The sequence below is a fragment of the Rhodococcus sp. IEGM 1307 genome (assembly GCF_030056915.1).
In the GTDB taxonomy this organism is placed as follows: Bacteria; Actinomycetota; Actinomycetes; order Mycobacteriales; family Mycobacteriaceae; genus Rhodococcus_F; species Rhodococcus_F opacus_D.
The window spans coordinates 26,542-51,969 of record NZ_JASHKW010000002.1; the positions used below are offsets into that span (position 1 = coordinate 26,542).

At 67.5% G+C, this 25,428-nt stretch carries 30 protein-coding genes; 14 read left to right on the forward strand and 16 right to left on the reverse strand.

Annotated elements, in window-relative coordinates:
• Window positions 1-71: 71 nt before the first annotated feature.
• Window positions 72-836, forward strand: a complete 765-nt coding sequence (locus tag QM841_RS03765) for a GAF and ANTAR domain-containing protein (protein ID WP_283330986.1) — start codon at window positions 72-74, stop codon at window positions 834-836.
• Window positions 837-1,194: 358 nt separating this feature from the next.
• Window positions 1,195-1,503 carry an STAS domain-containing protein gene (locus QM841_RS03770; RefSeq protein WP_005251861.1) on the forward strand — a complete coding sequence of 103 codons (309 nt, stop codon included), beginning with the start codon at window positions 1,195-1,197 and terminating at the stop codon, window positions 1,501-1,503.
• Between the two features lie 22 nt (window positions 1,504-1,525).
• Here QM841_RS03770 and QM841_RS03775 read toward each other — a convergent pair whose 3' ends face one another.
• The 3 genes from QM841_RS03775 to QM841_RS03785 all read right to left on the reverse strand — a co-directional run bounded on the left by QM841_RS03775 (window position 1,526) and on the right by QM841_RS03785 (window position 3,644).
• Window positions 1,526-2,740 carry a glycosyltransferase gene (locus tag QM841_RS03775; RefSeq protein ID WP_411194622.1) on the reverse strand — a complete coding sequence of 405 codons (1,215 nt, stop codon included), beginning with the start codon at window positions 2,738-2,740 and terminating at the stop codon, window positions 1,526-1,528.
• A 174-nt stretch (window positions 2,741-2,914) separates the two neighbouring features.
• Window positions 2,915-3,070, reverse strand: a complete 156-nt coding sequence (locus QM841_RS03780) for a DUF6131 family protein (RefSeq protein WP_005251863.1) — start codon at window positions 3,068-3,070, stop codon at window positions 2,915-2,917.
• A gap of 16 nt (window positions 3,071-3,086) precedes the next feature.
• Entirely contained in the window at window positions 3,087-3,644 is a 558-nt protein-coding gene (locus tag QM841_RS03785) for a DUF2231 domain-containing protein (protein WP_283330987.1), read from the reverse strand.
• Between the two features lie 96 nt (window positions 3,645-3,740).
• On the opposite strand from QM841_RS03785, the gene QM841_RS03790 reads away from it, so the two are divergent.
• A complete protein-coding gene (locus QM841_RS03790) occupies window positions 3,741-3,971 on the forward strand; it encodes a hypothetical protein (protein ID WP_016882734.1) in 231 nt (76 codons plus the stop codon).
• A gap of 21 nt (window positions 3,972-3,992) precedes the next feature.
• Here QM841_RS03790 and QM841_RS03795 read toward each other — a convergent pair whose 3' ends face one another.
• Window positions 3,993-4,853 carry a polyphosphate kinase 2 family protein gene (locus QM841_RS03795; RefSeq protein WP_283330988.1) on the reverse strand — a complete coding sequence of 287 codons (861 nt, stop codon included), beginning with the start codon at window positions 4,851-4,853 and terminating at the stop codon, window positions 3,993-3,995.
• 35 nt (window positions 4,854-4,888) lie between these two features.
• Between QM841_RS03795 and QM841_RS03800 the strand changes: the two genes are divergently transcribed.
• Window positions 4,889-6,364: a flavin-containing monooxygenase gene (locus QM841_RS03800; RefSeq protein WP_283330989.1), complete on the forward strand. Its 1,476-nt coding sequence runs from the start codon at window positions 4,889-4,891 to the stop codon at window positions 6,362-6,364.
• Here QM841_RS03800 and QM841_RS03805 read toward each other — a convergent pair.
• The gene (locus QM841_RS03805; protein WP_283330990.1) at window positions 6,351-6,659 is read right to left on the reverse strand and encodes a DUF4873 domain-containing protein; all 309 of its coding nucleotides are present in this window, start codon (window positions 6,657-6,659) and stop codon (window positions 6,351-6,353) included. The genes QM841_RS03800 and QM841_RS03805 overlap by 14 nt on opposite strands.
• Window positions 6,660-6,707: 48 nt before the next feature.
• A complete protein-coding gene (locus tag QM841_RS03810; protein WP_283330991.1) occupies window positions 6,708-7,448 on the reverse strand; it encodes a TetR/AcrR family transcriptional regulator in 741 nt (246 codons plus the stop codon).
• Between the two features lie 145 nt (window positions 7,449-7,593).
• Here QM841_RS03810 and QM841_RS03815 point away from each other — a divergent pair, with 145 nt between their 5' ends.
• The 6 genes from QM841_RS03815 to QM841_RS03840 all read left to right on the forward strand — a co-directional run bounded on the left by QM841_RS03815 (window position 7,594) and on the right by QM841_RS03840 (window position 12,697).
• Window positions 7,594-8,865, forward strand: a complete 1,272-nt coding sequence (locus tag QM841_RS03815; RefSeq protein WP_280779852.1) for a DUF445 domain-containing protein — start codon at window positions 7,594-7,596, stop codon at window positions 8,863-8,865.
• 103 nt (window positions 8,866-8,968) lie between these two features.
• Complete coding sequence (locus tag QM841_RS03820) at window positions 8,969-9,475, forward strand: helix-turn-helix domain-containing protein (protein ID WP_005261063.1); 507 nt, start codon at window positions 8,969-8,971, stop codon at window positions 9,473-9,475.
• Window positions 9,468-10,298 carry a major lipid droplet protein TadA gene (gene tadA / locus QM841_RS03825; protein WP_283330992.1) on the forward strand — a complete coding sequence of 277 codons (831 nt, stop codon included), beginning with the start codon at window positions 9,468-9,470 and terminating at the stop codon, window positions 10,296-10,298. Before QM841_RS03820 ends, tadA begins: the two co-directional genes overlap by 8 nt.
• Window positions 10,299-10,370: 72 nt before the next feature.
• Window positions 10,371-10,664, forward strand: a complete 294-nt coding sequence (locus QM841_RS03830) for a DUF2516 family protein (protein ID WP_005251878.1) — start codon at window positions 10,371-10,373, stop codon at window positions 10,662-10,664.
• Between the two features lie 213 nt (window positions 10,665-10,877).
• Window positions 10,878-11,648 (forward strand): MerR family transcriptional regulator, encoded by a 771-nt coding sequence (locus QM841_RS03835; protein WP_283330993.1) that lies wholly within the window; start codon window positions 10,878-10,880, stop codon window positions 11,646-11,648.
• Window positions 11,649-11,665: 17 nt separating this feature from the next.
• A complete protein-coding gene (locus QM841_RS03840; protein ID WP_283330994.1) occupies window positions 11,666-12,697 on the forward strand; it encodes an alpha/beta fold hydrolase in 1,032 nt (343 codons plus the stop codon).
• Between the two features lie 70 nt (window positions 12,698-12,767).
• Here the strand turns inward: QM841_RS03840 and QM841_RS03845 are convergent, their stop codons facing one another.
• From QM841_RS03845 to QM841_RS03855, 3 genes are read right to left on the reverse strand one after another with little or no spacing between them, the layout of a single operon-like run.
• Window positions 12,768-13,568, reverse strand: a complete 801-nt coding sequence (locus QM841_RS03845; protein WP_280779855.1) for a carbon-nitrogen hydrolase family protein — start codon at window positions 13,566-13,568, stop codon at window positions 12,768-12,770.
• Window position 13,569: 1 nt separating this feature from the next.
• On the reverse strand, window positions 13,570-14,922 hold the full coding sequence (locus tag QM841_RS03850) for an MFS transporter (RefSeq protein ID WP_009474777.1): 1,353 nt from the start codon (window positions 14,920-14,922) through the stop codon (window positions 13,570-13,572).
• The gene (locus QM841_RS03855; RefSeq protein ID WP_280779856.1) at window positions 14,919-15,671 is read right to left on the reverse strand and encodes an HpcH/HpaI aldolase family protein; all 753 of its coding nucleotides are present in this window, start codon (window positions 15,669-15,671) and stop codon (window positions 14,919-14,921) included. Before QM841_RS03855 ends, QM841_RS03850 begins: the two co-directional genes overlap by 4 nt.
• Before the next feature lie 194 nt (window positions 15,672-15,865).
• Here QM841_RS03855 and QM841_RS03860 point away from each other — a divergent pair, with 194 nt between their 5' ends.
• Window positions 15,866-16,537 carry a GntR family transcriptional regulator gene (locus QM841_RS03860; protein WP_280779857.1) on the forward strand — a complete coding sequence of 224 codons (672 nt, stop codon included), beginning with the start codon at window positions 15,866-15,868 and terminating at the stop codon, window positions 16,535-16,537.
• Between the two features lie 13 nt (window positions 16,538-16,550).
• On the opposite strand, the gene purU is transcribed toward QM841_RS03860, so the two are convergent.
• Window positions 16,551-17,435, reverse strand: coding sequence for a formyltetrahydrofolate deformylase (gene purU / locus QM841_RS03865; protein WP_283330995.1), 885 nt, complete (start codon window positions 17,433-17,435; stop codon window positions 16,551-16,553).
• A 13-nt stretch (window positions 17,436-17,448) separates the two neighbouring features.
• The gene (locus QM841_RS03870) at window positions 17,449-18,282 is read right to left on the reverse strand and encodes a class I SAM-dependent methyltransferase (RefSeq protein ID WP_283330996.1); all 834 of its coding nucleotides are present in this window, start codon (window positions 18,280-18,282) and stop codon (window positions 17,449-17,451) included.
• Between the two features lie 57 nt (window positions 18,283-18,339).
• On the opposite strand from QM841_RS03870, the gene deoC reads away from it, so the two are divergent.
• Window positions 18,340-19,005, forward strand: coding sequence for a deoxyribose-phosphate aldolase (deoC, locus tag QM841_RS03875; RefSeq protein ID WP_009474772.1), 666 nt, complete (start codon window positions 18,340-18,342; stop codon window positions 19,003-19,005).
• A gap of 12 nt (window positions 19,006-19,017) precedes the next feature.
• Here deoC and QM841_RS03880 read toward each other — a convergent pair whose 3' ends face one another.
• Window positions 19,018-19,785, reverse strand: coding sequence for an LmeA family phospholipid-binding protein (locus QM841_RS03880; protein WP_105416035.1), 768 nt, complete (start codon window positions 19,783-19,785; stop codon window positions 19,018-19,020).
• Between the two features lie 113 nt (window positions 19,786-19,898).
• Here QM841_RS03880 and QM841_RS03885 point away from each other — a divergent pair, with 113 nt between their 5' ends.
• Window positions 19,899-20,516 carry a type IV toxin-antitoxin system AbiEi family antitoxin domain-containing protein gene (locus QM841_RS03885; protein ID WP_105416033.1) on the forward strand — a complete coding sequence of 206 codons (618 nt, stop codon included), beginning with the start codon at window positions 19,899-19,901 and terminating at the stop codon, window positions 20,514-20,516.
• Window positions 20,517-20,534: 18 nt separating this feature from the next.
• Here QM841_RS03885 and QM841_RS03890 read toward each other — a convergent pair whose 3' ends face one another.
• From QM841_RS03890 to QM841_RS03905, 4 genes are all read right to left on the reverse strand, one after another.
• Window positions 20,535-22,079, reverse strand: coding sequence for a TROVE domain-containing protein (locus tag QM841_RS03890; protein WP_283330997.1), 1,545 nt, complete (start codon window positions 22,077-22,079; stop codon window positions 20,535-20,537).
• A 337-nt stretch (window positions 22,080-22,416) separates the two neighbouring features.
• Window positions 22,417-23,214 (reverse strand): hypothetical protein, encoded by a 798-nt coding sequence (locus tag QM841_RS03895; protein WP_009474768.1) that lies wholly within the window; start codon window positions 23,212-23,214, stop codon window positions 22,417-22,419.
• 21 nt (window positions 23,215-23,235) lie between these two features.
• A complete protein-coding gene (locus QM841_RS03900; RefSeq protein WP_005560412.1) occupies window positions 23,236-23,736 on the reverse strand; it encodes a DUF2505 domain-containing protein in 501 nt (166 codons plus the stop codon).
• Window positions 23,737-23,787: 51 nt separating this feature from the next.
• The gene (locus tag QM841_RS03905) at window positions 23,788-24,285 is read right to left on the reverse strand and encodes a DUF2505 domain-containing protein (protein ID WP_283330998.1); all 498 of its coding nucleotides are present in this window, start codon (window positions 24,283-24,285) and stop codon (window positions 23,788-23,790) included.
• Between the two features lie 25 nt (window positions 24,286-24,310).
• On the opposite strand from QM841_RS03905, the gene QM841_RS03910 reads away from it, so the two are divergent.
• A complete protein-coding gene (locus QM841_RS03910) occupies window positions 24,311-25,402 on the forward strand; it encodes a UDP-N-acetylmuramate dehydrogenase (protein ID WP_280779863.1) in 1,092 nt (363 codons plus the stop codon).
• The last annotated feature ends 26 nt before the right edge of the window (window positions 25,403-25,428 follow it).

Here is a 25,428-nt window from a genome sequence, read left to right on the forward strand (position 1 = left end):
TAGTGTTGGCGGCACGATCAGCGTTCCTGAGGCCCTCGGCAGGGTCATGGTGGTCACGGGAGACGAGTGGGATGCCTGACGAGATTCACCTGCACACGTTGACGAATGACGTCGAGACCGCGGACGCCGACGCGGTCACCGTGTCGCTCGACGCTGTGCTCGAGTTGCTCGAACCCGTGGACGAGACCGACGTGGTGCTGCACACGCTGTGCCGTCGGGTGGTCGAGGTGTTCCCGGGTGCGGCGATGGCCGGGATCACCGTTCTCCGGCCGACGGGTCCCGTCACGGTGGCCGCGACGTCGGACGAGCTCGCGGCGCTCGAGGAGTTGCAGTACCGCTTCGGTGAGGGGCCTGCGCTCGACGCCGTGCGCTCCCGCGAGACCGTGCGGGCCGACCGTGCCGCGGCGTACGAGAGGTGGCCGGCGTACGCCGCGAGTTCCGAGCCGGCAGGCGTCCACAGCTATCTGTCCGTACCCTTGCCCGTCGCGGAGCAGTCCGCCGCGCTGAATCTGTACGGACTGTTGCCGCACGCCTTCCATCGCATGGACGAGTCGGTGCTGGAGCTGTACGTCGAGGCGGCTGCGGTCGCGGTGCGCAATGCCCGGCGGTACGGCGAGGCGAGAAATCTGATCGAGCAACTCCGTATCGCCCTCCGGTCCCGCGCTGTCATCGATCAGGCGAAGGGAATCGTGATGGCGTTGCGGGGTCTCGACGCCGAGACCGCGTTCGACGTCCTCGTCACGCGTTCGCAGCGGGAGAACGTCAAACTGCGCGTGGTCGCAGAACGTGTCGTCGCGGCTGTTTCGGCGCGGACAACCGTGCGTAACGGTTTGTAATCGCTCACCAGGGCAAATGAGAGCTCGAGTATCTGTTATTTCCTTGTGACACACCACAGGCGGGAGTAGTCTCGAACCGAGGTTGAACACACAGCCGATGTCGGGAAGCGCTGCCGTAGCAGACGGTGTCATGTGTCCGAGGTCGGGTCTGTCTGCAGGTGCTCCGCTTCCCCTCTCAATGTTCGAGATGGGGTGAGCCATGTCTGTTGGTCCAGGGGTCCCAGAACCTGAAATGGCGTGTTCGGGCACGGAGTTCGGTACCACGTACAAGCCGAGGGTAACGCTCTCGGCTGTCGGTTCCGCTCCGACACGCTGTGCGAGCGCGGAATTCACTTCCGAGCGAGTCGGGTCCGGGGTGATGTTGGTAGGGGTGCGAGGCGAAATCGACCTGTTCAGTGCACCGGGGTTCCGCGACTACGTGTGCACGCGGATTTCGCCCGAGGGGCAGTTCATCCTCGACATGTCGAAGGTGGATTTCATCGGAACCGCGGGGCTGTCGGTGCTCGACACCGTCCACGCGACGAACGTCCGGGACGGGCGGACATGGGCGATGATCTGCGGCCGGCCGGTATATCGGCTGCTCAGAGCCGCGGGCCAGGAGTCGAGCTACCCCTGCTTCGCTTCCGTGGACAGTGCCCTCGGGGCCTGGCACGGCCGAACGGCCTGACCGTCCGAACCGGCGCCCGACGTCAGTGGGCGCCGGTTCGACTCGTGCGCGGAGGGGCCGACACGCAGCGGCCGTAGGCGCGGAGGGTATCGGTGGCGACCCGGTCCCACGAGTAGCGGGCGCGGGCGCGATCGCAGCCCGCCATGCCGTATCCCGTGCGCAGGGCGTCGTCGTCGAAGATCTGTCGCAGGGCCTCGGCCAGGCGGACCGGGTTGCGCGGTGAGATGAGGCGCCCGGTGATGCCGTCGACCACCGTGTCCCTCATACCACCGACGGCGGACGCCACCACCGGTGTGCCGCAGGCCATCGCCTCGAGCGGAACCATGCCGAACGGCTCGTACCAGGGGGTGCACACGACGGCATCCGCCGAGCGCAGCAGCGAGGGCATGGCGTTCCTCGGCACGCGCCCGACGATCCGTACCCGGTTGCGCACCTTCGTCTCCCGGGCCAGGGTCAGTAATCGCGACGCTTCGGGGTCGTCGGCGACGTCGTCGGCGGCCGGCCCGCCCGCGATGACGAGTTCGGTGTCGGGGAAGTGGGAGAGCGCCTCGATCGCGGTGTCGAACCCCTTGCTCGGCGCCAAGCGGCCGACCATGACGAGGCGATGGCGTTTGCCCTTCTCGTCGGCGCGGCCGTCGGGCGTGAACTCGGCGACGTCGACGCCGGACGGAACCACGGACGTGCGCGAGCGCGGCAGGCCGAGATGGGAGAGTTCGAAGACCTCGTCAGTACACGTCGCCACCACCCGGGTGGCGCCGCGGGCGATCAACTGTTCCAAGTGAATTCGGTTGTGGGTGCTCGACGAATCCGCGCGCTCGAACCGCTGCTCGACCACCCCCAGCGCATGGAACGTCTGGACCACCGGAATGCCCATGGTGCGGGCGGCGAGTTGCGTCGCGATCCCGGACATCCAGTAGTGGGCGTGGACGATGTCGGGCCGTTCGGCTTCCCATTCGGCCTTCAGAACGCTGCCGAACGCCCCCATCAGCGGCAGGATCTCGGCCTCGGACATCCGCCGCGGAGGCCCAACCGGCACGTGCACCACGGTGTATCCGCCGGGGGTCGTGACCCGCGCCGGGGCGTCCTCGCTCTCCGCCCGGGTGTAGACGGTGACGTCGTGACCCTCTCGTGTGAGGGCTGCCGACAGTTCGGCGAGGTGAATGCTCTGCCCCCCGACATCGGCGCCGTCCGAGACGTCGAGAGGACTGGCGTTGGCCGAGACCATCGAAATCCTCAATCGTCTCGAGGTGCCGACGGCTGCCGTTCTCATCGGTTGCCCGCCGCACACGGGAGGTCTGGGTTCGCGATGAATGGCCGTCATGCCACGGGGATTCCCGAACTTCGGGTTTGTAAACCGACCGGCTAGCACTCTGTCACAGGACAGGTGGCACAGGCAGGCCGGTGTTGCGTTCTAATACCAACGCCGCCTACCGCCGACCGCACGACCAGTGGCGCCGAGAATCCACAAGATCGCGCCGATCACCAGGAGGATGATGCCGATGGTCCACAGCCAAGTGAGGCCGGTGAGCCATCCGATCAGGAGCAAGATCAGTCCGAGCACGATCATGACGTTCCTCGATTCTTCATCCCACCGGGGCGAGGCGAGAGTCCGATCCCGGACCCTCCCGCACCCCGTCGACTCCTGCGCCCATTGCGTAGGTCAGATGGCCGCCGAGCGCGCCGCCGACACCGATCGCGAGTAGTCCCGCGGTGCTCGTGACGACAGCGCGTGCGTCCGTTCCGTGTCTGCGGCGAAGGTAGGACGCGAGCATGGCCGTGATGCCGATGGCGTTGGCCTCGGCGTGGATCAGGCCGACGCGGCGCTGACGCGTATCGCGTTCGGCCCAGTCCGCCCAGCCGGTCACCAACGTCGGGGGAGTGGCGAGCAGTCCCAGGCCGATCAGCCTGCGTGCGCCGACGTGATCGCGGAACGCCAGATCGAAGACGGTCGCGCCGACCCACGCACCGATGGGGAGGCTGACGAGAACGGGATGCACGGGGTGCCCGAGCCAGGATCCGCGCAATAACGCACCCGCGCCGGACGAACCGAGCGCCCCCTGGATCCGCTGTTGCAGGAACCGGCTGCCTCCGTCGAGGAACCCGGCGGATTCCGCCTTCCGGAACAGGCTCTCGAGGTTCATGACTCCCGGTTACCCAGGGCGGCGCGAAGAAAACCGGCCTGCCTTGTCGTCGATGCAGGTCGGGCGTAGCGTCGGGACCACGTTCTCGAAGGTGAGGTGAGTGCCGTGAAACTCAATCTCTTCGCTGCTTGGGTCAGCTTCGCTCTCGTGTTGTTGTCGGTGGTCTGTCTCGGCGGGTTCCTCGTCGCCGCAGGCTCGGGGCAGGGCGGCTGGGCGGTGATCTCCGGATCTCTGTGCGTCGTCGCGCTGGCCGGAGCGATGGCGCTGTACGGAGGAGCCGTGCGTCACGATCACAGGCTGCACCACGAAACGCCGCACCTCTTCTGACGGCGGCATTTCCGGAAGGTCTCAGGAGTCCGCGAGCCTCCGCTTCTCCGCGTCGATGTCGAAAGTGGCGGGCGGCCAGTCGAGGTCCAGTTTCTCCAGGGCGTCGATCAGCAGCTCGCTGACCGCGATCCGGCTGTACCACTTGCGGTCGCACGGAACCACGTACCACGGCGCGTAATCGGTCGACGTCTCGTCGAGCATCGCCTGATACGCGTCCTGGTACGCGGGCCAGAGTTTGCGCTCGTCGACGTCCGAGGGGTTGTACTTCCAGTACTTGTCCCGGCGTTCCAACCGTTCGCGCAGCCGCGACTTCTGTTCGTCGAGTGAGACGAACATCGCGACCTTCACCAGCGTCGTGCCGCCGGCGACGAGTTCCTTCTCGAAATGGTTGATCTCGTCGTAGCGGCCGCTCCAGATTTCGGCGGGCACGAGATCGTGAACCCGGACCACCAGCACGTCCTCGTAGTGCGACCGGTCGAACACGCCGAGTTGCCCGGCGCGGGGCAGGGCGTTGTCGATCCGCCACAGGAAGTGGTGGCGCTTCTCCTCGGGTGTGGGCACGCCGAACGACGCGTGATCCACGCCCTGCGGATCCACGTGCCCGATGACGTGGCGGACCATCCCGCCTTTACCTGCGGTGTCCATGCCCTGCAGCACGAGGAGCACCGACCGGCCGTCGCCGGATCGTCCGTTGGCGTAGAGCTTCTCCTGGAGGGACGACAGCACCGCACCGCGTTCCTCGAGCAGCGCGACCCCGTCCGACTTGTCGCCGACGAACCCCGGTGTGCTCCCACAATCGAGTTCGGCGATCCGCTGACCCGGGCGCGATCGCAGGGCCTCGATCGCCGGCGTCTTCCACAATCCGCGTGCCTTGTCTGCCATGTACAAACAGTGCCACAGGAGCGTTACATGGAGTCGTGGGCGGCGAGGTGCACCGGTGTCGTGTCCTGGTGATCGGGACGGGATTTTCCGGTCTGGGCACGGCCATCCAGCTCCGCAAGCGGGGACGCGACGACTTCATCCTGCTGGAGAAGGCGCGGGAGGTCGGCGGCACCTGGCGGGAGAACACGTACCCGGGTTGTGCGTGTGACGTGCCCTCGCACCTGTACTCGTTCTCGTTCGAGCCGAACCCGGACTGGACGCGGATGTGGTCGGGACAGGAGGAGATCTTCGACTATCTGCGCGGCCTGGCCGACAAGTACGACCTGCGGCGCAACATTCATTTCGGCCGCACGATGACGGGCGGGCACTGGGACGCCGAACGGCAACGGTGGCACGTCCACACCGAGTCGGGCGACGAGTACGTCGCCCAGTTCGTCGTGTCCGGGATCGGCGCCCTCCACATCCCGAACGTCCCGGATCTGCCCGGCGCCGACACCTTCGAGGGAACGGCGTTCCACTCGGCGCAGTGGAACCACGACTACGACCTGCGGGGCAAGAAAGTCGCGGTGATCGGCACGGGCGCCAGCGCAGTCCAGTTCGTTCCCGAGATCGTGGGCGACGTAGCCGAGTTGCAGCTGTATCAGCGGACGCCGCCCTGGGTGATACCCGGCCTGAACTTCAGCATTCCGCCGGAGGCGCGGCGCTTGTTGGGCCGGGTCCCGCTGGCCCGTCGAATGGTGCGTGCCGCGGTCTACTGGACTTACGAATCGCTCGCGCTCGGGTTCAACGGGCACTCCCGCCTGATGCGGCCGATCGAGAGCGCGGCGCGGAAGAACCTGAACAGGACCGTCACCGATCCCGAACTTCGCCGGAAGCTGACCCCGTCCTATCGCATCGGTTGCAAGCGGATCCTGGGGTCGGACGTGTACTACCCGGCGTTGATCTCATCGAAGACGGTCGTGATCACCGAGGGCATCGCCGAGGTACGCCCGCACAGTATCGTCGCGGGCGACGGGGCTGAGCGGGCGGTGGACGCGATCATCTACGCCACCGGATTCCACGTCACCGACGGCTTCGACAATGTCGACCTCACCGGGGTCGAGGGCCGACGCCTCGCCGACGAATGGGAGGAACACGGGATCCGCACCCACCTCGGTATCACCGTCGCGGGTTACCCCAACGCGTTCTTCCTCTTCGGCCCCAACACCGGGCTCGGTCACAATTCGGTGGTCTTCATGATCGAGTCGCAGATTCGTTATGCACTGGAGTTGATGGATCTCGTCGACCGGCGCGGCGCCGATTCCGCGGCCGTCCGGCCCGCCGTGCAGAGCCGCTTCAACACCGACATCCAACGGAAACTGGCAAAGGGCGTGTGGTCCACCGGCGGGTGCGTGAGCTGGTACCTGGACTCGCACGGCGTCAACCGCACTATCTGGCCGGGTTCGACCGTGCGCTACTGGCGACGGACGCGGTCGGTCGAACCGGCGGACTTCGAGTTCACACCCGGCTGAACGGCGGGGGCGTCACTCCGTCGACGAGATGGCTTCCCCAGAGGTCCATCCCGGTGATCCGGGCGGTGGCCGTGCCATCCGGGCCCGTGATCTGCAGCTCGGTGCCCGCGGACAGGTCGGCATCGGCGCCGAGGACGTCGGTCAGGGTGCGTACGCGGCCGTGCCAGACGTACCGACCGCTGATGGGTTCGAAGTTTCCCGCCAACTGGACCTGCACGGTCACGGCAGGACGGTCGCCGACGACGACGTCGGCGGGGCCGCGGTAGCCCTCTTCTTCTTCCTCGTGTTCGTTCACACAGGCGAGTTTACCTGTAACTGATAGTTACACAAGAAACCTTCGGCGCTAGTCGGCCTCGGCCGCAGGCGGGCGCAGCGGGTGCGGGATCGCATTGAATCGCGCGGGCGAGCCGTTGACGGCGGCGATACCGGTGACGCCACCCCAGGTCATCATCGTCAGGTAGTTGATCAGATCCTCGACCGACATGGACCGGTTGGAGATCCACCAGTGCGTCGCCAGCTGCACACCGCCGACGATTCCGTACGCCCAGGGGACGGCGCCGCCGGAGTCCATCTCCATCTGCCGCAGCCGCTCGCCGAGAACCGTGGAGAGCACCTCCGCGATCATCCGTTCCGAGTCCGCGACCGTTTCGCGGCCCGGGCCGGAGCCGTTCGCCATGATGTACAGGTAGACGTCGGGATCCGACGCCACCGTCTCGACGTACGCCGTGATGGTGGCGCGGGTCAGCTCGAAGTCGTCGAGGTCGCCGCCGATGGCCTCGTAGATCCGCGGGGCGAGTGTGGTCTCCACGTAACGCGCCATGGTCGCGTTCGTCAGATCGCTCTTGTCCGCGAAATAGCGGTACAGCACCGTCTTGGAGACACCGATCTCGGATGCGATCTCGTCCATGCCGATGTCGCGTCCACGCAAGCGAATGGCGGCGATCGTTCCGTCGACGAGTTCTTCTCGGCGCGCGATCTTGTGCTCACGCCAGCGGCGCTTGCGCCCATCGGGCTTTGCCGCCTTGTCCAGCTTCGTCATCGACTCGGTCACCTGCTCAGGATCCTTCACGTCGTCGTTCGCCACTGAGTCTCTTCACATCCGTTTCGTGTCGCGATCTCCTGTCAGCTTAGTGCTCCGGTCTTGTCGCACGGCACAACGCCGTCTGTGCGGGCGCGCGTCCAGCGGCTGGGTTGCCGCCTTCCCGCCGTCCTTGGGCACAATGGCGTCTGTGGATCAACTGAGCCTTTCCGCCTTCGACGACGACGCGAAGCGTCGCGATCTCCGCAAGATGAAGGCTGTCGCGACGGGCTTTCTCGTGTTCGCCACCGTGGTGTACCTCGTGTGCAGGTGGCAGGAATCGCGGGGCGCGGGGGCGTGGGTCGGCTACGTGCGGGCCGCGTCCGAGGCAGGCATGGTCGGTGCGCTGGCCGACTGGTTCGCGGTGACGGCCCTGTTCCGGCATCCGCTCGGATTGCCGATCCCGCACACCGCGATCATCAAGCGCAAGAAGGACCAGCTGGGGGCGAGCCTCGGCAACTTCGTCGGCCAGAACTTCCTCGCCCCCGAGGTGGTGTCCGCCAAGGTGGAGGCCGCGGAGATCCCGCTGCGGCTGGGCAGGTGGATGGCGCAGCCCAAGCACGCCGCGCGTGTCGCTGCCGAGACGGCCACCATCCTGCGCGGCTTCGTCGAGATCCTGCGCGACGAGGACGTGCAGCAGATCATCGACAGCACCCTGGTGCGCAGGCTGGCCGAGCCCCAGTGGGGGCCGCCGATCGGGCGCGTACTCGGCGAACTCCTGCGCGAGAACCGGCAGTTGCCGATCCTGGATCTGCTCGCCGAGCGGGCGCACCAGTGGGCGCTCGGGAGTCAGGAGACCATCGACCGGATCGTCAGCCGCGATTCGCCCGCCTGGTCGCCCAAGTTCGTCGACGCCATGCTCGGCGAGAAGATCCACCGGGAGCTCGTCGAATTCACCTGGAAGGTGCGATCCAACCCGGAGCACGAGGTGCGGCAGGCGGCCAACCGCTTCCTCGTCGACTTCGCCGACGACCTGCAGAACGACCCCGCGACCATGGAGAAGGCCGAGAAGATCAAGGCCGAGATCATGGGGCGCGAGGAGGTGACCGGTCTCGCTGCGGCTACGTGGACGGTCGCCAAGCGCCTGATCATGGAATCCGTCGACGACCCGAACAGCACGCTGCGCACGAAGGTCGCGGAGAACGTCGTGCGATTCGGTGAGCGGCTGCGCGACGACCACGAGCTGAGGGCCAAGGTCGACGGGTGGGTGCTCGCCGGCACGCGCTACGTCGTCGTCCACTACACCGACGAGATCACCGCGATCATCTCCGACACCGTCGAGCGCTGGGACGCCGAGGAGGCGTCCAAGAAGATCGAACTGCAGGTGGGACGGGATCTCCAGTTCATCCGCATCAACGGCACCGTGGTCGGGTCGATCGCGGGGCTGCTGATCTACACGTTCTCGACGTTGCTGTTCGGCTGACATCGGCCTCGGCGGAGGGTCCGCTAGCTGGGTGCTAACAGAGTGCTTGCAATTGCTAGCACCCTGCTTTAGGCTTGGTTCTGCCCAGCAACACGGAGGACTGATGGCAAGCGATGATCGCGACGCAGCCGGTGCAGGAGATCTGGCAGCTCGCGTAGTCAGCAACGCCGCTCACGACATCGGAGGTTTCATTCGTGCCCAGCGCGAAGCGGCCCAGGTGTCGATGCGGCAGCTGGCGCAGCTGGCCGGTGTCAGTAATCCGTATCTGAGTCAGATCGAACGTGGGTTGCGCAAGCCCTCGGCCGAGGTGCTTGGGCAGATAGCCAAGGGTCTCCGGGTGTCGTCGGAGGTCCTGTACGTCCAGGCGGGTTACCTCGAGCAGCGGCCACACGGTCCCCTCCGTGACGCTCTGCTCGCGGATACGGCCATTACCGAGCGGCAGAAGCAAGTGCTGCTCGAGATCTACGAGTCGTTCTGTCGTGAGAACGAATCGGCGGAAGCGGCCGAATCCCGGACGTCCGAGCTTCGGACAGAAGAACACCAGCGTTCTGATTCCCAGACGCCGGAACCAGAACCCCCCACCGTTGAACAGGAGAAAGCCGATGACTGACCAGAAGACCATCGACAGCGTCAAGACCTCGCTGTACGCGGCCGTAGGCGCCGGCGACGTCGTCGTGCAGGCCGTGGCCGACGTCGTCGCCCAGGTCCGCTCGCGCGCCGAGTCCACCCAGGGCGACGTCGAGGAGCGTGTCGGCGGCGCCAAGGAGCGCATCGCCGGACTCCAGGAAGAGGTCACCGAGGGTGTCGAGAACCTTCGCGACCGCCTCGCCGGACTGCCGTCCGAGCTGCCCGAGGAGCTTGCCGAGCTGCGTGAGAAGTTCACCGCCGACGAGCTGCGCAAGGTCGCCGAGGCCTACCTGAAGGTCGCCTCCGACCTGTACACGTCGCTCGCCGAGCGCGGCGAGGACACCGTCGAGCGCATCCGCAAGCAGCCGGTCGTCGAGGAGGGCATCGGCCGCGCCGAGACCGCCTTCGGTGACGCCGTCGAGCTGACCGAGGAAGCTCTCGGCACCGTTGCACGCCAGACGCGCGCCGTCGGCGAGCAGGCCGCGAAGCTCGCGGGCCGCGCTTCGGGTCGCATCTCCGACACCGCCGAGGGGCTCGGGGAGGCCATCGCCGACGCCGGCGACGAGGCTGCCCTGAAGGTTCTCGACCTGGGCGACCAGGCCGAGGAAGCGTCGAAGGGCGCTGCCGATCGCGTCGACGCCACCGCTGCCGACGTCCAGGCTCAGGCCGACAAGGCTGCCCCGGCCAAGCACGCCGCTCCCGCCAAGAAGGCTGCTCCGGCCAAGGCTGCGGCAACTCCGGCCCCGGCTCCGGCCAAGAAGGCCGCCGCTCCGGCCAAGAAGGCTGCTCCGGTCAAGAAGGCTTGATCCTTCACGCTTTTCGGCCCCCGCACGTTCGGTGCGGGGGCCGTTTGCGTGTCGACCTCGTAGGATGGGGCTGTGATTCAAGTTGACGGCGTCGTCTCGGTGATCTTGTTGGTGATTCGCATCGTCGCCCTGGGTGGTGCTGCGTACGCGCTGTTCCACGCGGCTCGCCAGCGCAAAGACGCGTTCACCGCCGTGGACAAGTTGAGCAAACCGATCTGGCTGAGCATTCTCGCCGTCGCGTTCCTCGTCCTCCTGCTGTTCCCGGCCGTGCAGTTGTTCGGCATCGTCGCGGTCGTCGCGGTGTGCGTCTATCTCGTGGACGTGCGCCCGCGCGTCGACGACGTGCAGCGCGGGCCTCGCTGGTAGCCGCTCCCCACCCCATGAGCACGTGAAGGCGTGGCTCTCGTGCACCCAAACGATGACAATGGGCATTGTGACAATGCTATTGTGGTGACACGGCTACCGAGGAGCTGACATGTCCGTCGTCCATCTGCGTGACTCAGTGAGCGATGCCCACCCGGCCGCGGGACTCGTCGGCGGCCCGTCGCGGCTGCTGCTCCGACGGGCGCACATCGTCCGATGAAGGAATACCGGATCGACGACCTCGCGCGCGAGGCGCGGGTGAGCGTGCGCAACGTGCGCGTCTACCAGGACCGCGGACTGCTCCCGCCGCCACGGAAGCAGGGGCGCACCGGGTGGTACAACGAATCGCACCTCGCCCGTCTGCACCTGATCGGGCGCATGCTCGATCGCGGCTACACGTTCGCCACCATCAGCGAACTCCTCACGGCTGCGCACTACGGCCTCCAGGTCAAGGACGTTCTGGAGACCGACGATCCGGGCAGCCGGTGGAAGAAGCGCAGGCGAGCGGCCCGCCTCACGATCGCCGAGCTGAAACGCATGTTCGGTGCGCAGACCACCGAGGCCAACATCGCCAAGGGCACCGAACTCGGAGTGCTCGTTCCCTCCGGAAGCGACTACTCGGTGAACGATCCACGACTGGTCGAGGCTGCGCAGGTTCTCGTCGACGCCGGCATCCCGCTCGAGGACGTCCTCGAACAGACCGCGGCGGTGCGACGAGACCTCTCGGACGTCGCCGCGCGGTTCGTCGCCGTCGTCGCGGACCGCTACCTCGCAGCCGAGGGCGAGCCGCTCGAACTCGACGAGGCGAAAGTCTCGGAGATCGCGCGGCTCGTCGACCAGATGCGTCCCCTCACGCGCGATGCCGTCCAGTCGCTGTTCGAAGAGGCGATGGAGGAACAGATCTCCAAGGCACTCGAACGGGCGGCCCGGCAACTCGGTGAGACACCGGGCCCGGCGACGAGCACAGACACCAACAGAGCAAGTTAGACAGGACAGGGGCAGGAATGACCAGCAGTTCGCGCACCATCGCCTTCCGGGCACTCGCCGGCGCAGCCGGAGTGGGCGCCGTCGTCGCCGCGGCAGCGGCGATCCGCCACAAGCGCGCCACCCGCGGGTTGACGTTGTCGACCGAAGTGGCGCAGAACGAGCTGCTGCGCACCCCGAACCTGCGCCCGGACGTGACGGAGATCCTCACCGACGACGGAGCGACGCTGTACGTCCGCGCCTACGGTCCGGTGGACGGCGATCCCATTGTGCTGAGCCATGGCTGGACCTGTTCCACCGAATACTGGTACCCGCAGGTGAACGCGCTGGCGGACGAGTACCGGGTCATCACCTACGACCAGCGTGGGCACGGCCGCAGCACCGTCGGCTCGCTCCCGCTCGGCCCGGACGTCCTCGCCGACGACCTGTCGGAGGTGCTGAAGGCGACGGTGCGTGACGACAAGAAGGCCGTGCTCGTCGGTCACAGCATGGGTGGCATGAGCATCATGGCGTGGGCAGGCCGTCACCCCGACGAGGTGAAGAAGTACGCGTCGGCAGTTCTGCTCGCCAGCACCGCCTGTGATCGGCTCATCGCCGAGACCACCGTCATCCCGCTGCCGAATCGTTTTCCGCGCGTGCCGGTTCCGGTCGGCCGCGCCGTCCTGAGCACCCCGGTTCCGTTGGTGTCGTCGCCGGTGATGACGCGCGCACTCCAGTACGTGTCGATGTCGCCGAACGCCTCCCGCGCCGAAGTCCAGTTCTGCGAGAACATCGTCCGGGACTGCAAGCCGCGCATCCGCGGCGGCTGGGGCGCCGCGCTCAGCGGCCTCGACATCCACGAGGCTCTCGACAACCTCGACGTCCCGACCACGGTGCTCGTCGGCTCCATGGACCGACTGACCCCACCCGTCCACGCCCGCAAGCTCGCTCGCGTCCTGGACGAGGCCGGTCACCTCGAGCGGCTCATCGTCCTGCCCGGCGTCGGCCACATGAGCTCCGTCGAGAGCATCGACGAGTTCGACAAGGAGATCGTCCGGCTGCGCAATCTCTGATCCGACAGTTGCCCGCGTATTTGTCAGGCTCACACGCAATAGCGTGTGAGCCTGACAAATACGTCGGAATCTACTGGTTGGCGACCACACCGAAACGGCGCAGCGACAGCGCCGGGTTCTTGGCGCGGACCTCTGCGATGCGCTCGGGGGAGACGGTGCCGATCGCGGTCCCGACCCGTTCACCGAGGGACGCGATCACCACCCCCATGGGATCCACGATCATCGACGCACCCGAACCGGCCGGGGCGCTCTGGTCGGCCGCGGCGACGTAGATGGTGTTCTCGATGGCCCGGGCGCGGACGAGCGTGGTCCAGTGGTCTTCCTTGAGCGGGCCGGGCACCCACTCGGCGGGCAGGACCAGGACGTCCGCGCCCGAGTCGACGATGCGCCGGGTCACCTCCGGGAACCGCAGGTCGTAACACGTCTGCATGCCGAAGGTGACGCCGTCGACGGTGAACGTCTCGGGTTCGCCGATCGAGCCGGCCTGCACGAAGTCCGACTCCTTGTAACCGAATGCGTCGTACAGGTGCAGCTTCCGATACGCGGCGGCGATACTGCCGTCGGGGGCAACCGCGACGAGGGTGTTGAAGATGCGGCGCTCGCCCGGGATCGCTTCGTTGATTCCCGCGACGAGGATCAACCGGTGGCGGGCGGCGATCTCGCCGAGCCCGGTGACGAACTCGCCGTCGAGGGATTCGGCGGAGTCCACGAACCGCTCGTCCATCGTCGGGACCGTGAACATCGCGTATTCGGGTGCTGCAAGTACCCGGGCGCCGCCCGCCGCCGCCTCCTCGGCGAACTTCGCGATTCGGCCGAGATTGTCCTGCTTGTCCGAACCCGGTGCGAATTGAGCGATTGCGATGTCGACCATGTCAGTGCCTTTCCGAAGTGACGGGTGCCGGCATCCGTTCGATCTTGCCGAGCACCACGGTGTAACAGAAGATTCCGCCGATCAAGACCGCTCCGGTCGCGAGGAAGGCCCCCGCGAACGAGCCCGTGGAGTCGACCACCATGCCGGTCACGATGGGCGCCGCGATCCCGAGGAGATTGGCGACGAAGTTGACTATTCCGCCGAGCGATCCTGTGTACCCCTGCGGGGCGATCAGGGCGACGATGCTGGATCCGGCGGGAACGGACACAGCCAGTCCGGCTGCGCCGATCGACAGGAAGATCAGCGCGACGGCGATCGATCCCGCGTACGCTGCGCCCGTCACCGCGAGGGACGCGAGCAGGCTGACCACCAGCACGGTTCGGCGCACCTTGGTGACGTCGCCGGTCCGCGCCAGCCATCGGTCCATCAGGATGCCCGCGATGAGGAACTGCGCGATGACGGCGACCAGCCACGGAATCATCGTGTAGATGCCGCCCTTGAGCAGATTCACCCCGAACTGCTTCTCCAGATAGGCCGGCAGCCAGGTGAGCAGGACGTAGTAGGCGTAGGTGTACGACGCGTAGCCGAGCGCCAGGCCCCACGTCTTGCGCCGGCGCAGCAGGTAACCCAGTCCGTTGAGCGACCCGGCCGTCTCGGCGTCTTCGTCCTCCGCGCCGCCGGCCCGGATGAAGTCGAATTCCGCTTGGCTGAGGCGGCCCTTGGCGAGAGCCTGTTTCGGGGTGAGATAGAGCAGCCACCACACGGCCAGGTAACCGACGGACAGGATGCCGGTGAAGATGAACGCCGCGTGCCAGCTGAACGTGGTGACGAGGAAGGCCATGATCGGGATGCCGATGACGTTGGAAATCTTCGCGCACCCGTCGAAGATGGCCGTGGCGGTTCCACGCTCCTGCCGGGGGAACCACTGACCGATGGCCTTCCAGCCTGCGGGCACCGTCGGCGCCTCGCCGACGCCGAGGACCAGACGGGCGACGAGCAGCATGCCGAGACCACCTGCGGCGGCGGACGCGAACGAGGCGACCGCCCACAGGAACGCCGCCGCCCGGTTGACCCACCGGACGCCGATCTTGTCGATGAACGATCCGATCGGCATCTGGAGCATGGCGTACGTCCAGAGGAATGCGGAGGACACCATGCCCATCTGCGACGCACTGATCTCGAAGTCGCGCATGATCTCCGGGGCGGCGATCGAGAGGTTGACGCGGTCGATGTAGTTGACGAACATGCCGACGCCGAGAACGCCGGCGATGGTCCACCGGGCACGGCCCACCTTGGGGTGGGCCGCCGCTTCCGCGCTGTCGGGGGATACCGGTCCCGACGTCTGGGTCGTCATCGTGACTCCCTGATCTGCTTGATCTGCTCGAACGGTGCCGCAAATCCTGCGGCGAGTGCGCCGTGCTGCATGATCAGCGCCATCTGGTCGGCCCCGTAATGCACCGCGAACTCCTTCTCTTCGACGCTCCATGCCGGGAGCACCCAGGGCTTGCCCGCCTCGGCGGCGGCCGTGGCCACCGCGGCGAGGTCGGTGAAGTCACCCTCTTCGCGTGAGTATGCCCCGCGTTCGCGGCGGAGGGAGAGGTCGGACGGTCCGACGAACACGCCGTCGACGGTGTCGAGTGCCAGGATCTCGGCGATGTTCTCGATCGCTCCGGCGTCCTCGATCATCGGGTAGCATCGGGTGAACGTGTCCTGCTCCGTGACCCACTCGTCGGTGAAACCGCCGTAGTTGGTGGTGCGGCCGCCCGCGAAACTCCGGTCGCCGAGTGGCGGGAACTTCGCGAATGCCGTGACTTCCTTTGCGTGAGCCGCATTCTCGATGTGGGGGATGACGACAGCCGTCGCGCCGAAGTCCAGCGCCTGCTGGATGGGGCCGCGTTCGGGTCCGAGCACCTTCGCCAGGACCTCCATGCCGAGGCTGCGCAGGAACGGGATGAACCGTTCGAGATCCGCGAGGTCGAAGGATCCGTGCTCGATGTCGAGGACCACGGCGCCGTAGCCGATGCCGCGCGCGATCTCCGCTGCGGCGAAGCTCGGGTCGGACAGCCAGATCGCGTAACGCCGATCGGCGGGGGTGCTGTACATGCTGGTGGTCTCCTTTTTTCGGGGGGTCGCTTGCCGGAAGCGGGTGGCTCTCGGCGGTCACTGCGCTGTGACCGCCCCCACATCGCTCTGTATATGTCATGTATACACAGAGGATACTTGGTGTGTCCATAGCTTGTATGATCAATTTGTTACGAGTCCGTCAATCCGATGGACCGTTCGACGAAGGGATCGAGATGTCGGCATCGACGCTCGCCGGGCCCACCGGTGAATCCGGACCGGCACGAGATCGGGTCTATGTCTGGCTGCGGGACGAGATCATCCGCGGGTCCATCGAAGGCGGCCGATTCCTCGACGAGCTCTGGGTCTCCGGGACGATGGGAGTCTCACGCACCCCGGTGCGAGAGGCGTTTCACCGGCTCGCCGCCGAACGGTTCATCACGCTGCTTCCGCGCAAGGGTGCGCAGGTGCGCACGGTCACCGGTCGCGAACTCGAAGAGGTCTACCAGACCCGGCTGCTGATCGAAGGCCATGCGGTGTCCACCCTGTGTGCGCGGGGAGTCGGCGCACCCGCGCACATGGTCGATCTGATCGAGCCGATGGAAGCCGCGGGCCGCGAACAGGACTGGTTCGCGGTGTCAGGCCTCGACCGCGAATTCCACCTGACCATGGTCAGCGCAGCGCAGAACTCGGTGCTCACCGAACTCTACGATTCGCTGCGGTCGCGGCAGCAACGCGTCGCCGTCCGCGCGTTGAACGTCGGACCCCAGCGGCTCGACACCATCAACGCGCAGCATCGGGCGCTCGTCGCCGCACTCGACGCCGTCGACGCCGACCAGGCGCTGGAGATCCTCACCGCCCACCTGCGGCCCGTCCCGGAAGTGCTGGCGTTGCTGCCGTCCCAGTAGCGGGACGACGAAACTAGCTGAACACCACCGTCTTACGGCCGTGGACAAGGACGCGGTCCTCGAGATGCCAGCGCAGGCCACGGGACAGCACGAGCTTTTCGATGTCGCGACCCTGCCGGACCATGTCCGCGACCTCGTCTGCGTGGTCGACGCGGATCACGTCCTGCTCGATGATGGGGCCCGCGTCGAGTTCGGCCGTCACGTAGTGGCAGGTTGCGCCGATCAGCTTCACACCGCGGGCGAATGCCTGGTGGTAGGGGCGGGCCCCGACGAAGGACGGCAGGAAGCTGTGGTGGATGTTGATCGCCCGGCCGGCCCAGTGCTCGCACAGTGCCGAGGGCAGCACCTGCATGAAACGCGCCAGCACGACGGCATCGGGGTCGTGGGCGTCGACCAGTTCACGCACCTGCTCGAACGCGGGCCCGCGTTCGGCGGGATCCTTCGGGAACGGGACGTGATGGAAGTCGATGCCGTGCTGCCTGGTGACGGTCTCGAGATCGCGGTGGTTGCCGATCACCGCGCAGATGTCGGCGGGCAACTCGCCTCCGGCCGCGCGGCCGAGCAGGTCATGGAGGCAGTGCGCCTCCTTGCTCACCAGCAGCACCACCCGCTTTCGCTCACCGGTGTCGGATACGGTCCACTCGGTCTCGGGGCCGAGTTCGGCGGCGACGGCCGCGAAGCGCTCCCGGAGTTCCTCGATCGAGATGTCTACCGAGGAGGCACGCACTGCCTGCCGGGTGAAGAACCAGCCGGTGTCGGCGTCGGCGTGGTACGCCGCCTCGACGATCCAGCCGCCGACCTCGGCGAGGAACGTCGAGATCCGGGCGACGATGCCGGTGCGGTCGGGGCAGCCGAGAGAAAGAACGTACCGGTGGTCCTCGGTCGAAGCAGCGCTCATGGGCAACAGTCTTTCAGGTCGCGCGCCGGCCGTTCACCACGGCGGTGCCGACGAGGGTGCCGGCGTCGATGTCGTGAATCGCGCGTTCGGTGAGCAGCTGCAGGAGATCGAGGCGAATCTGCTCGACCGTCCCGGCGTCGAACGGGGCGAGCGCGCGACGGAAGTTCCCACCCAGGACGAGGTCCCAGGCGAACTCGGGGGTGGCGGGAATGCTATTGGACAGCTCCCGGACCTCGGTCGAGTGCGCACCCAGCTCGCCCAGCCACTGGTGGAGCGCGTCCGGGGTGTCGATGCGTTCGAGTGGATCGAACGGCGACCCGGCCGGTTCTGGCTCGGGTTCCCGGTGCCGGGCCACGGCGTCCTGGAACGCGCTCGCGAAGTCGCGCAACGCGCCCCGCCGCCACACCGTGATCCCGACCTTGCCGCCCGGCCGGACGAGGCCGGCGAGCCGGGTGAACGCGGCATCCATGTGGGGCAGGAAGAACACGCCGTACGAGCAGGCCAGCGCGTCGTAGCCCGCCTCCGGGACGGTGCTCGGCGACTCCCAGGTGGTGGCGTCCGCGCAGACGAACTCGATGTTCTGCAATCCACGCTCCGACGCCTTCAGCCGCCCCTGCTCGAGCAGTTCGTCGGCCAGGTCGACGCCGTGGACGAGGCCCGACGGACCCACGGCGGTGGCCGCGGGGAGCGCCGAAGAGCCTGCGCCGCAGCACACGTCGAGGACGGCGTCGCCGGGACGCAGTCCGAGCTGGAAGGCGAGTGACTGCCCGGCCGGCGTCCACACGGCCGTCGTCAGCCGGTCGAACTCCAGCCGCGCCTCGTCGAAGATCGATCCCGGATCGCTCATACGGCGATGCTAGGCCGTGCCGCAAGCCCCGGAAGGCATTGTGCGAAGCTCACAGGTATGTCCGACGTTGCACTGACCCGCTCCCAGGTGGCCGACCTCGTCGACCACACGCTCCTCAAGCCCGAGGCCACCACCGACGACGTGACGGCGCTGATCGCCGAGGCGCGCTCGCTCGGTGTGCTCGCTGTCTGCGTGTCGCCGTCGATGCTGCCGGTCAAGGCGCCGGGTCTGGTGACCGCGGCGGTCGTCGGGTTCCCCTCGGGCAAGCACCACTCGCTGGTCAAGGGGGCCGAGGCCCGGCTCGCCGTGGACCAGGGCGCGCAGGAGATCGACATGGTGATCGACATCGGGGCCGCCGTGGCCGGCGACTTCAACGCGGTGCTGGCCGACGTCCTCACGGTCCGCGAGGCGGTCGGCGACCACACGGTCCTGAAGGTGATCCTCGAGACCGCCGCGCTCAGCGACGAGGCGATCGTGGAAGCGTGCCGGGCCGCCGAGCGGGCCGGGGCGAACTTCGTGAAGACGTCCACCGGATTCCATCCGGCCGGGGGAGCGACCGTGGAGGCGGTGCGGCTGATGGCGCAGACCGTCGGCGGGCGGATCGGCGTGAAGGCGAGCGGCGGGATCCGCACCGCACAGGCCGCGCTCGACATGATTGCGGCCGGTGCGACGCGGCTGGGACTGTCGGGAACCCGTGCCGTCCTGGACGGGTTGCCCGACTGACCCGACGGTCGATCAGACCAGGAGGCCGCAGCTGCTCTGCTGTTCCTGCTGCTGTTGCTGGGTGCCGGCGGCAGGCATCGTGTAGGCGCCACCCTCGAGGGTGATCTCGATGGCGTCGTCGGTGACCTTCAACGACGTCGGCTGCATGCCCAGCGGGTAGGTCTGCAGGCTCGAGGTCAGAATCTGGACGACCCCGTCCACCAGATCGGTGGGGAGGCCGAAACCGAGGATCGCCGCACCCACCGTCTCCACTTTCACGGTCCCGTTCACGACCTCCGGTTTGACGGTCAGGTCCGCGAGCCCGGCCGGACCGACGGAGAACCGCAGGGTGCCCGCGCTCGAATCGGCGGTGACACCGCTGATGAGCGAGCCGAACGCCTGCTGCTGCAGCGTCGCGAGGATTCCCGCGGTGGACCAGGTGATGTCCGCGTCGGAACTGCCGATGGTGCCGCTGCTGTCCGCGGTGTTCTCGATCCGGATGTCGTTGACCTGAGCGTGCACCTGCATCCCCTGGGCGGGGCCGAACTTGGTGTCGTCGCTGTCGATCGTGATGTACGGGACGTTCTTGTCGACCGACTGGAGCAGGACCGGCTTCCAGCTCAGGCCCACGTCGACCTGCGAGCCGAGTTGGCTCTCGAACTGGTCTGCCATGCAGGTCTTCACTCTGTTGCGCACGAAGAGTTCGCCGCCGACGAGGACCGCCACGAGCGCGGCGATGACGACAAGAGAGATGACGAGCACACGGTTACTTCGGGGTGCGGAGTTCGTTCGGGCTGCCATTACACGGATTCTTCCCGACAACTCTGAACAAATTCTGTGAATGCGCCCGCGGCGGGTCGCCGAGATCCGCAGAAATTGTGATGCGTGCCACAAACGCCCAGTAATCTAGGGGAATGTCCGGATGGTTGGCTCCACGTCCCGGTGACCCGGAGCGCGAAGGTGTCGGTGAAGAGCTGACACGCGTCGCGACGGCTCAGGCGGGTTTCTTCACCACTGCGCAGGTGCTGCGCCTCGGTTTCGCCGCCGACGAGATCGATGAGCGCGTCGCCGACGGCTCGTGGGTCAAGGTCGAGCGAGATCTGTTCCGCTTGAAGGATTGTCCGCACTCCGATCTCGAGGAGTTCGCGAAGTGGTGCACCTGGTTCGGTGCCGCCGCCGCGGTCTCCCACCAGAGTGCCGCCGAACTTCACGGCCTCGGGCACCTGTACCCGCGGTTCATCCACCTCTCGACGGTGCTGTCACCGCCGTCGCCGACGCAGCAACTGGCGCTGCACCGGCGTTCGCTCCGCCCGGAGGACTGCGAGCAGGTGGGACCCCTGCGCATCACCACGCCGCTGTGCACGGCACTCGACCTCGCCGCGAGCGGCATCTCGCAGGAACTGCTCGACGAAGTGGTCGCCGACGGCGTCGCGATCGGGCGACTGAATGCGCGCGCACTGCACGGGGAGTGCGGATCCCTGCCGGCGCAGGTGGCGCAGCGCGTCGAACACGCACTGGCCACCTGCACCTGACGGATCACCGATCCGGGATCAGAACGGCCACTCGCCGTCCCGGGTGCCCTCCAGGAGCGGGATCATCGAGAATCCGGCGTCCGACAGTCCGCCGAACGTGTGGCGGTTCGCGGACCCCGTCGGACCGTGTCCGTGGCGGTAGCCCGCCACGTTCCACGTGTACACGGGGACGTCGGCCGGGACGTGCCGGGTCGGATCGCCCCACGCCGCCTGCTCGTCGGTGACGATGACGACGCGGTCGTGGTCGCGGTAATGCTTCCGCACCGCCGACGCCGTGTCCGTGCCGCCCAGGTCGCCGAAACTGTCGACGACCCGCAGCACCGGCTGGTGCTTGAACGGCACGAACCGGCTGTCCGAGCCGAACTCGACCAGGTTGGCCCGCTCCGCGCGCGCCGCCAGTACGGTGCCGAACACCGCGGCCGCGTCCGCCCGCGTCAGTTCCGACCGCGCCGAGACGCGGCTGTAGAACATCGATCCGGACCGGTCGACGAGCACCAGGGTGCGGCCGGGTAGCGACGGGACCGCGGACAGCGACGCCCCGAGTGCCCGTTCGAGTGCGTGTCCCCACCGCAGGCTCGGCGCGTTCCGGTAGGCCGCGAGGAACCGCATCGGAAGCTGCCGCGACTTCACCTCCCCCGGATCGGCGATCCGGGCCGCTACCTGTTCCGCGACGTGGTCGGGGATCCCGGCCTCGTCGAAGTTCCTCAGGTTGCGCAGAAGAGCCATGTACCCCATGGACGGGATCACCGCCTGCCATGCTGCCGCATCCATCGGTCCCTGCAGCCAGCCGGCGAGCGACTCCCACGTCATGCCGGCCGCCGACAGCCGCTCCGGGGTCCGGAGGACGGCACGCCGATCCTCCGGCGGGAGCGCCGCCAGCGCCGCCCGTTCCGTGAGCATCCGCAGGCCGGTGGGGATCGTGTTCTCGCGTCCCTGCCGCCGGTCGATCGCGTGCCGGAACAGCTCGCCCTGCCACGTCGCCGACGGCGACGCATGGGTGAGCTCGAGGACGTCGCCGAAGCGGACGTCCCTGGAATCGGAATCCCACTTCAGCAGTGAGCGTTCCGAGTACAGGCGGACAGCGGCATCGGCGACACCGCGCTTGACCGGCTTCGGGATCGAACGACCGTGGCGCGCAATCCAGTAGGCGAGGATCTCACCCGGCTCGTCGGCCCGCTCCAGCGCCGAGGAGATCACGGCGCGGTTGCCGCCGTGCAGACCGGCGCCCAGCCGGGCCCGGACGAACTCGGCCGCGGCCACCACCGACGCCGAACGCAGATGCGCGTCGCGGCGCAGCCACCCGATCAGGCGGGCGGTCCACTCCGGGTCCGACAGCGTGACCTCGTGGACGAGCTGGACGAACCGGCCGTCGCGGTCCGGAGCCGACTCGTAGAACGTGTGCTCACCCACCATGTTGGTGACGGCGAGGAGGAACAGCTCGCTCTTCGCGTCGCGGGCGTAGCCGCTGCCGCCCTCGAACGTGCGGCCGGCCGGTTGCATTTCCGACGTGACAGGGCTCTGTACCTTGGTGCGGCGCAGCGTCTTCAGGTTGAACTTGCTCATGGGTGTTCCTCCTTCCGGGAGGTGTCGGTGCTCGTGGGGTGCGCGCCACCCGAGATCGAGGCGACGACGGGGTGCGGAGTCGAACCGCGTGCTTGCGCACTTCACCTGAGAAGTATCCGTCGTCTGCGCACCGGGTGGCGCGCACGCATGTCGTGCCGAGTTCGGAGTCGGCGGAGGCACGGACGCGCTCTACCACTGAGCTACAGGGACCTGCGTCCCTGACCGGATTCGAACCGGCGACCACGCGATCCACAGTCGAAGTAGCCCTCGCCTGCGCACCGGCACAACATGTTTCGTGAAGTGACTCTACGGGGCGCTGTGGGGGATGTCGCGTGAATTAATTCGTGCCGGAACCGGGCGCGACCAGGTGCCACGGAACGGTGAGGATGTTGTCGCGGAGCCGGCGGCGCTGGGGTTGCACGGGAAGTCCCTGCGCGCGCAGCAGTTCGAGGGCGGCCCGCCACCGCACCCGCGGTCCGAACGAGCCGTGCGGCGCCGCGGTGGCCCACGCACGATCCGCTGCCGCGAGGAGGGCGTGGACCGGCTCACCCGGGACGTTGCGATGGATCAGCGCCTTGGGTAGCCGTTCGGCGATGTCCGACGGCTTCTCCACGGCGAACGGATCCCATGCCAGCGTCAGCGACAGCGGGCGGGTGGCGTCGAGCAGCACCCACGCACAGCGGCGGCCCAGCTCGTCACACGTGCCGTCGACGATCAGCCCGCCCGGTGCGAGCCCGGACTGCATCCGCGCCCAGGCCGGCCCGACCGCATCCTCGGGATACTGACGCAGCACGTTGAACGCGCGGACCAGGACGGGGCGCAGTCCGGAGAGCTCGAACCCGCCGCGGGCGAAACTCACTCCGTTCCTGCTCTCGACCACACGCTCGGGATCGATCTCGAGCCCGACCACCCGGCGGTCGCCGCGCACGGCGGTCAACCGGTCGGCGAGCTCGAACGTGGTGTGCGGCCGGGCGCCGTACCCGAGGTCGACGACGAGCGGGTCGGCGGATGCGTGCAGCGTCCGGCGCACCAGCGCGTCGTGGACGAGCCAGCGGTCGCTGCGTCGCAGCCGATTGATGCCTGTCGTACCCCGGGTGATGACACCGTGAGGCCGCTTCAGCGTCGCTGAAGTCATGGGAAATCCGTGCGGTGGTTGCTAGTGCTGCGACAACCACGTTTCGGTGATCTCGGCCTCGGCGCGGAAGAGGTCGATCAGGTTGACGAGCATCAGCTGCTCGAGCTTCCCGCCGATGAACGGCAGATACACCTTGGCCTCGGACGAGGTGCGGAACGTGCAGCCCGTCTCGGTGGCGAACAGCTTCATGGTGCCCGTGAGGCTGCCCGGGCCCGCTGGGATCGACGCCTCGTACGTGCCCGTGGTCGGCTCACCGAAGGGCGTGTACGACTCCTTGCGTGTGATGACCATGTCCTTCTTCATCACGGTCTGCGCGATCTCGGGGAGTTCCGACCGCGGCAGGATGTGGTGCAGGACGATGTCGATCCCGTCGTCGTTCACGTCGAAGTGCTCGATGTGGTTCTCGGAGTACTTCCGCATCTCCTCGATGCGCGCATCCCAGTAGTCACGGTTGGTGAACGCGTTGTACACCTCTTTCGGGGTGTGCTTGTAACGGGCTGAGTAGTCGATGCGGCGAGCCATGATCGCCAAGGTTACCGGCTGTGACGGAACACAAGGGACACCCGCCCCAGGTCAGGCCCCGAGCCACTGCTGCGTGAAGCCCTGCTCCTTCTCGATCAGGCGCAGGACCTCGTCCGCGATCGCGCTCTCGATCTTGCCGCCGATCAGCGGGATCCTCACGTCGGCCTTGCCTTCGACCTGCACGTTCGACCCGGAACCTGAAGCCGTCAGGGTCTGGGTCCCCGAGATCGTCGCGGGCGCACCCTGGACCTCGGCCGTGAACGTGCCCTCGGCGTGATCACCGTCGAGCGTGCCCCATGTCTCCGTGCGCTTGATCACGAGATCGCCCGACCGGACCTTCGAGACGATGCTGGGCAGGTGCTCGGCGGGGATCGACTGCGACATGGCCACCGAGATGGTGCCCGGGCCGGTCGTGACCTCGTCCAGGGTTGCCCCCGGTCCTCCGACCCGGTCGAGACGGTCGCGCCAGTACTGCTCGGTGATCAGGCCCGCATGGAGCTGGGCGACGGGAAACGCATAGGACGACGAATGCTCGATGCGGCGACTCACGATCCGCAGGCTACCGTTTGCGGTTGTGTGGGACGTGAGCATTGTCAGTCAACTCGTCGATTCGGGCGCATTCGTGTCCGAGAACCTCGAACTGTCGGGGATGACCACGCTGCGCGTGGGCGGGCCGGCGCGGATCGTGGCGGAGTGCCCGACCACGCAGGTCCTCGTCGACGTGGTGCGCCTTCTCGACGCCGCGCACATCCCGACGCTGATCCTTGCCGGCGGTTCCAATCTGGTGGTCGGGGACGGCGGATTCGACGGTGTGGTGGTGCGTGTGTGCAACACCACCGTCGGTCTGGAGGAGGGATTCGTCACTGCCGAGGCGGGCGCCGAGTGGGATCAGGTGGTCGCGCAGACCGTCGCCGCCGAGCTGGGCGGGCTGGAATGCCTGTCGGGGATTCCCGGGTCGACCGGGGCCACCCCGGTGCAGAACGTGGGCGCGTACGGCGTCGAGGTGGGGTCGATGCTGCGGCGGGTCCACCTCCTCGATCGACGCACCGGTGAGGCGCGCTGGGTCGAACCCGAGGCCCTCGGTCTCGGTTACCGCACGAGCGTCCTCAAGCACTCCGATGCCGCCCTGGTGCTGGCCGTGGAACTGACCGTGCATCCCGACGGGCTCGGCGAGCCGCTGCGCTACCGCGAACTGGTGTCGGCGCTGAACAGTGCCGAGGGCGACCGGTTGCCGTCGGCGCAGGTCCGCGACGCCGTGCTGGACCTGCGGCGGGGCAAGGGCATGGTGCTCGATCCCGAGGATTACGACACCTGGAGCGCGGGCTCCTTCTTCACCAACCCCGTCGTTGCGGACGGCGAGTTGGCGGGTGTCCTCGCCGCGATCGAGACCCGCCTCGGCGACGTGCTTGTTCCTCAATACCCGGCCGACGGCGGAACCAAGTTGTCTGCGGGGTGGCTGATCGAGCGGGCCGGCTTCTCGAAGGGTTATCCCGGCGAGAACGCCGTCGCGCGGCTGTCGACCAAGCACACTCTCGCGTTGACCAATCGAGGTGCCGCGAAGAGCGAGGACCTGCTGGCATTGGCTCGCGACGTCCGGGACGGCGTCCAGGCGGCGTTCGGTGTCCGGCTCGAACCCGAACCCGTGACGGTGGGCTGCGCGATCTGAGACAGGTCCGTAGCGCAGGTAACCTG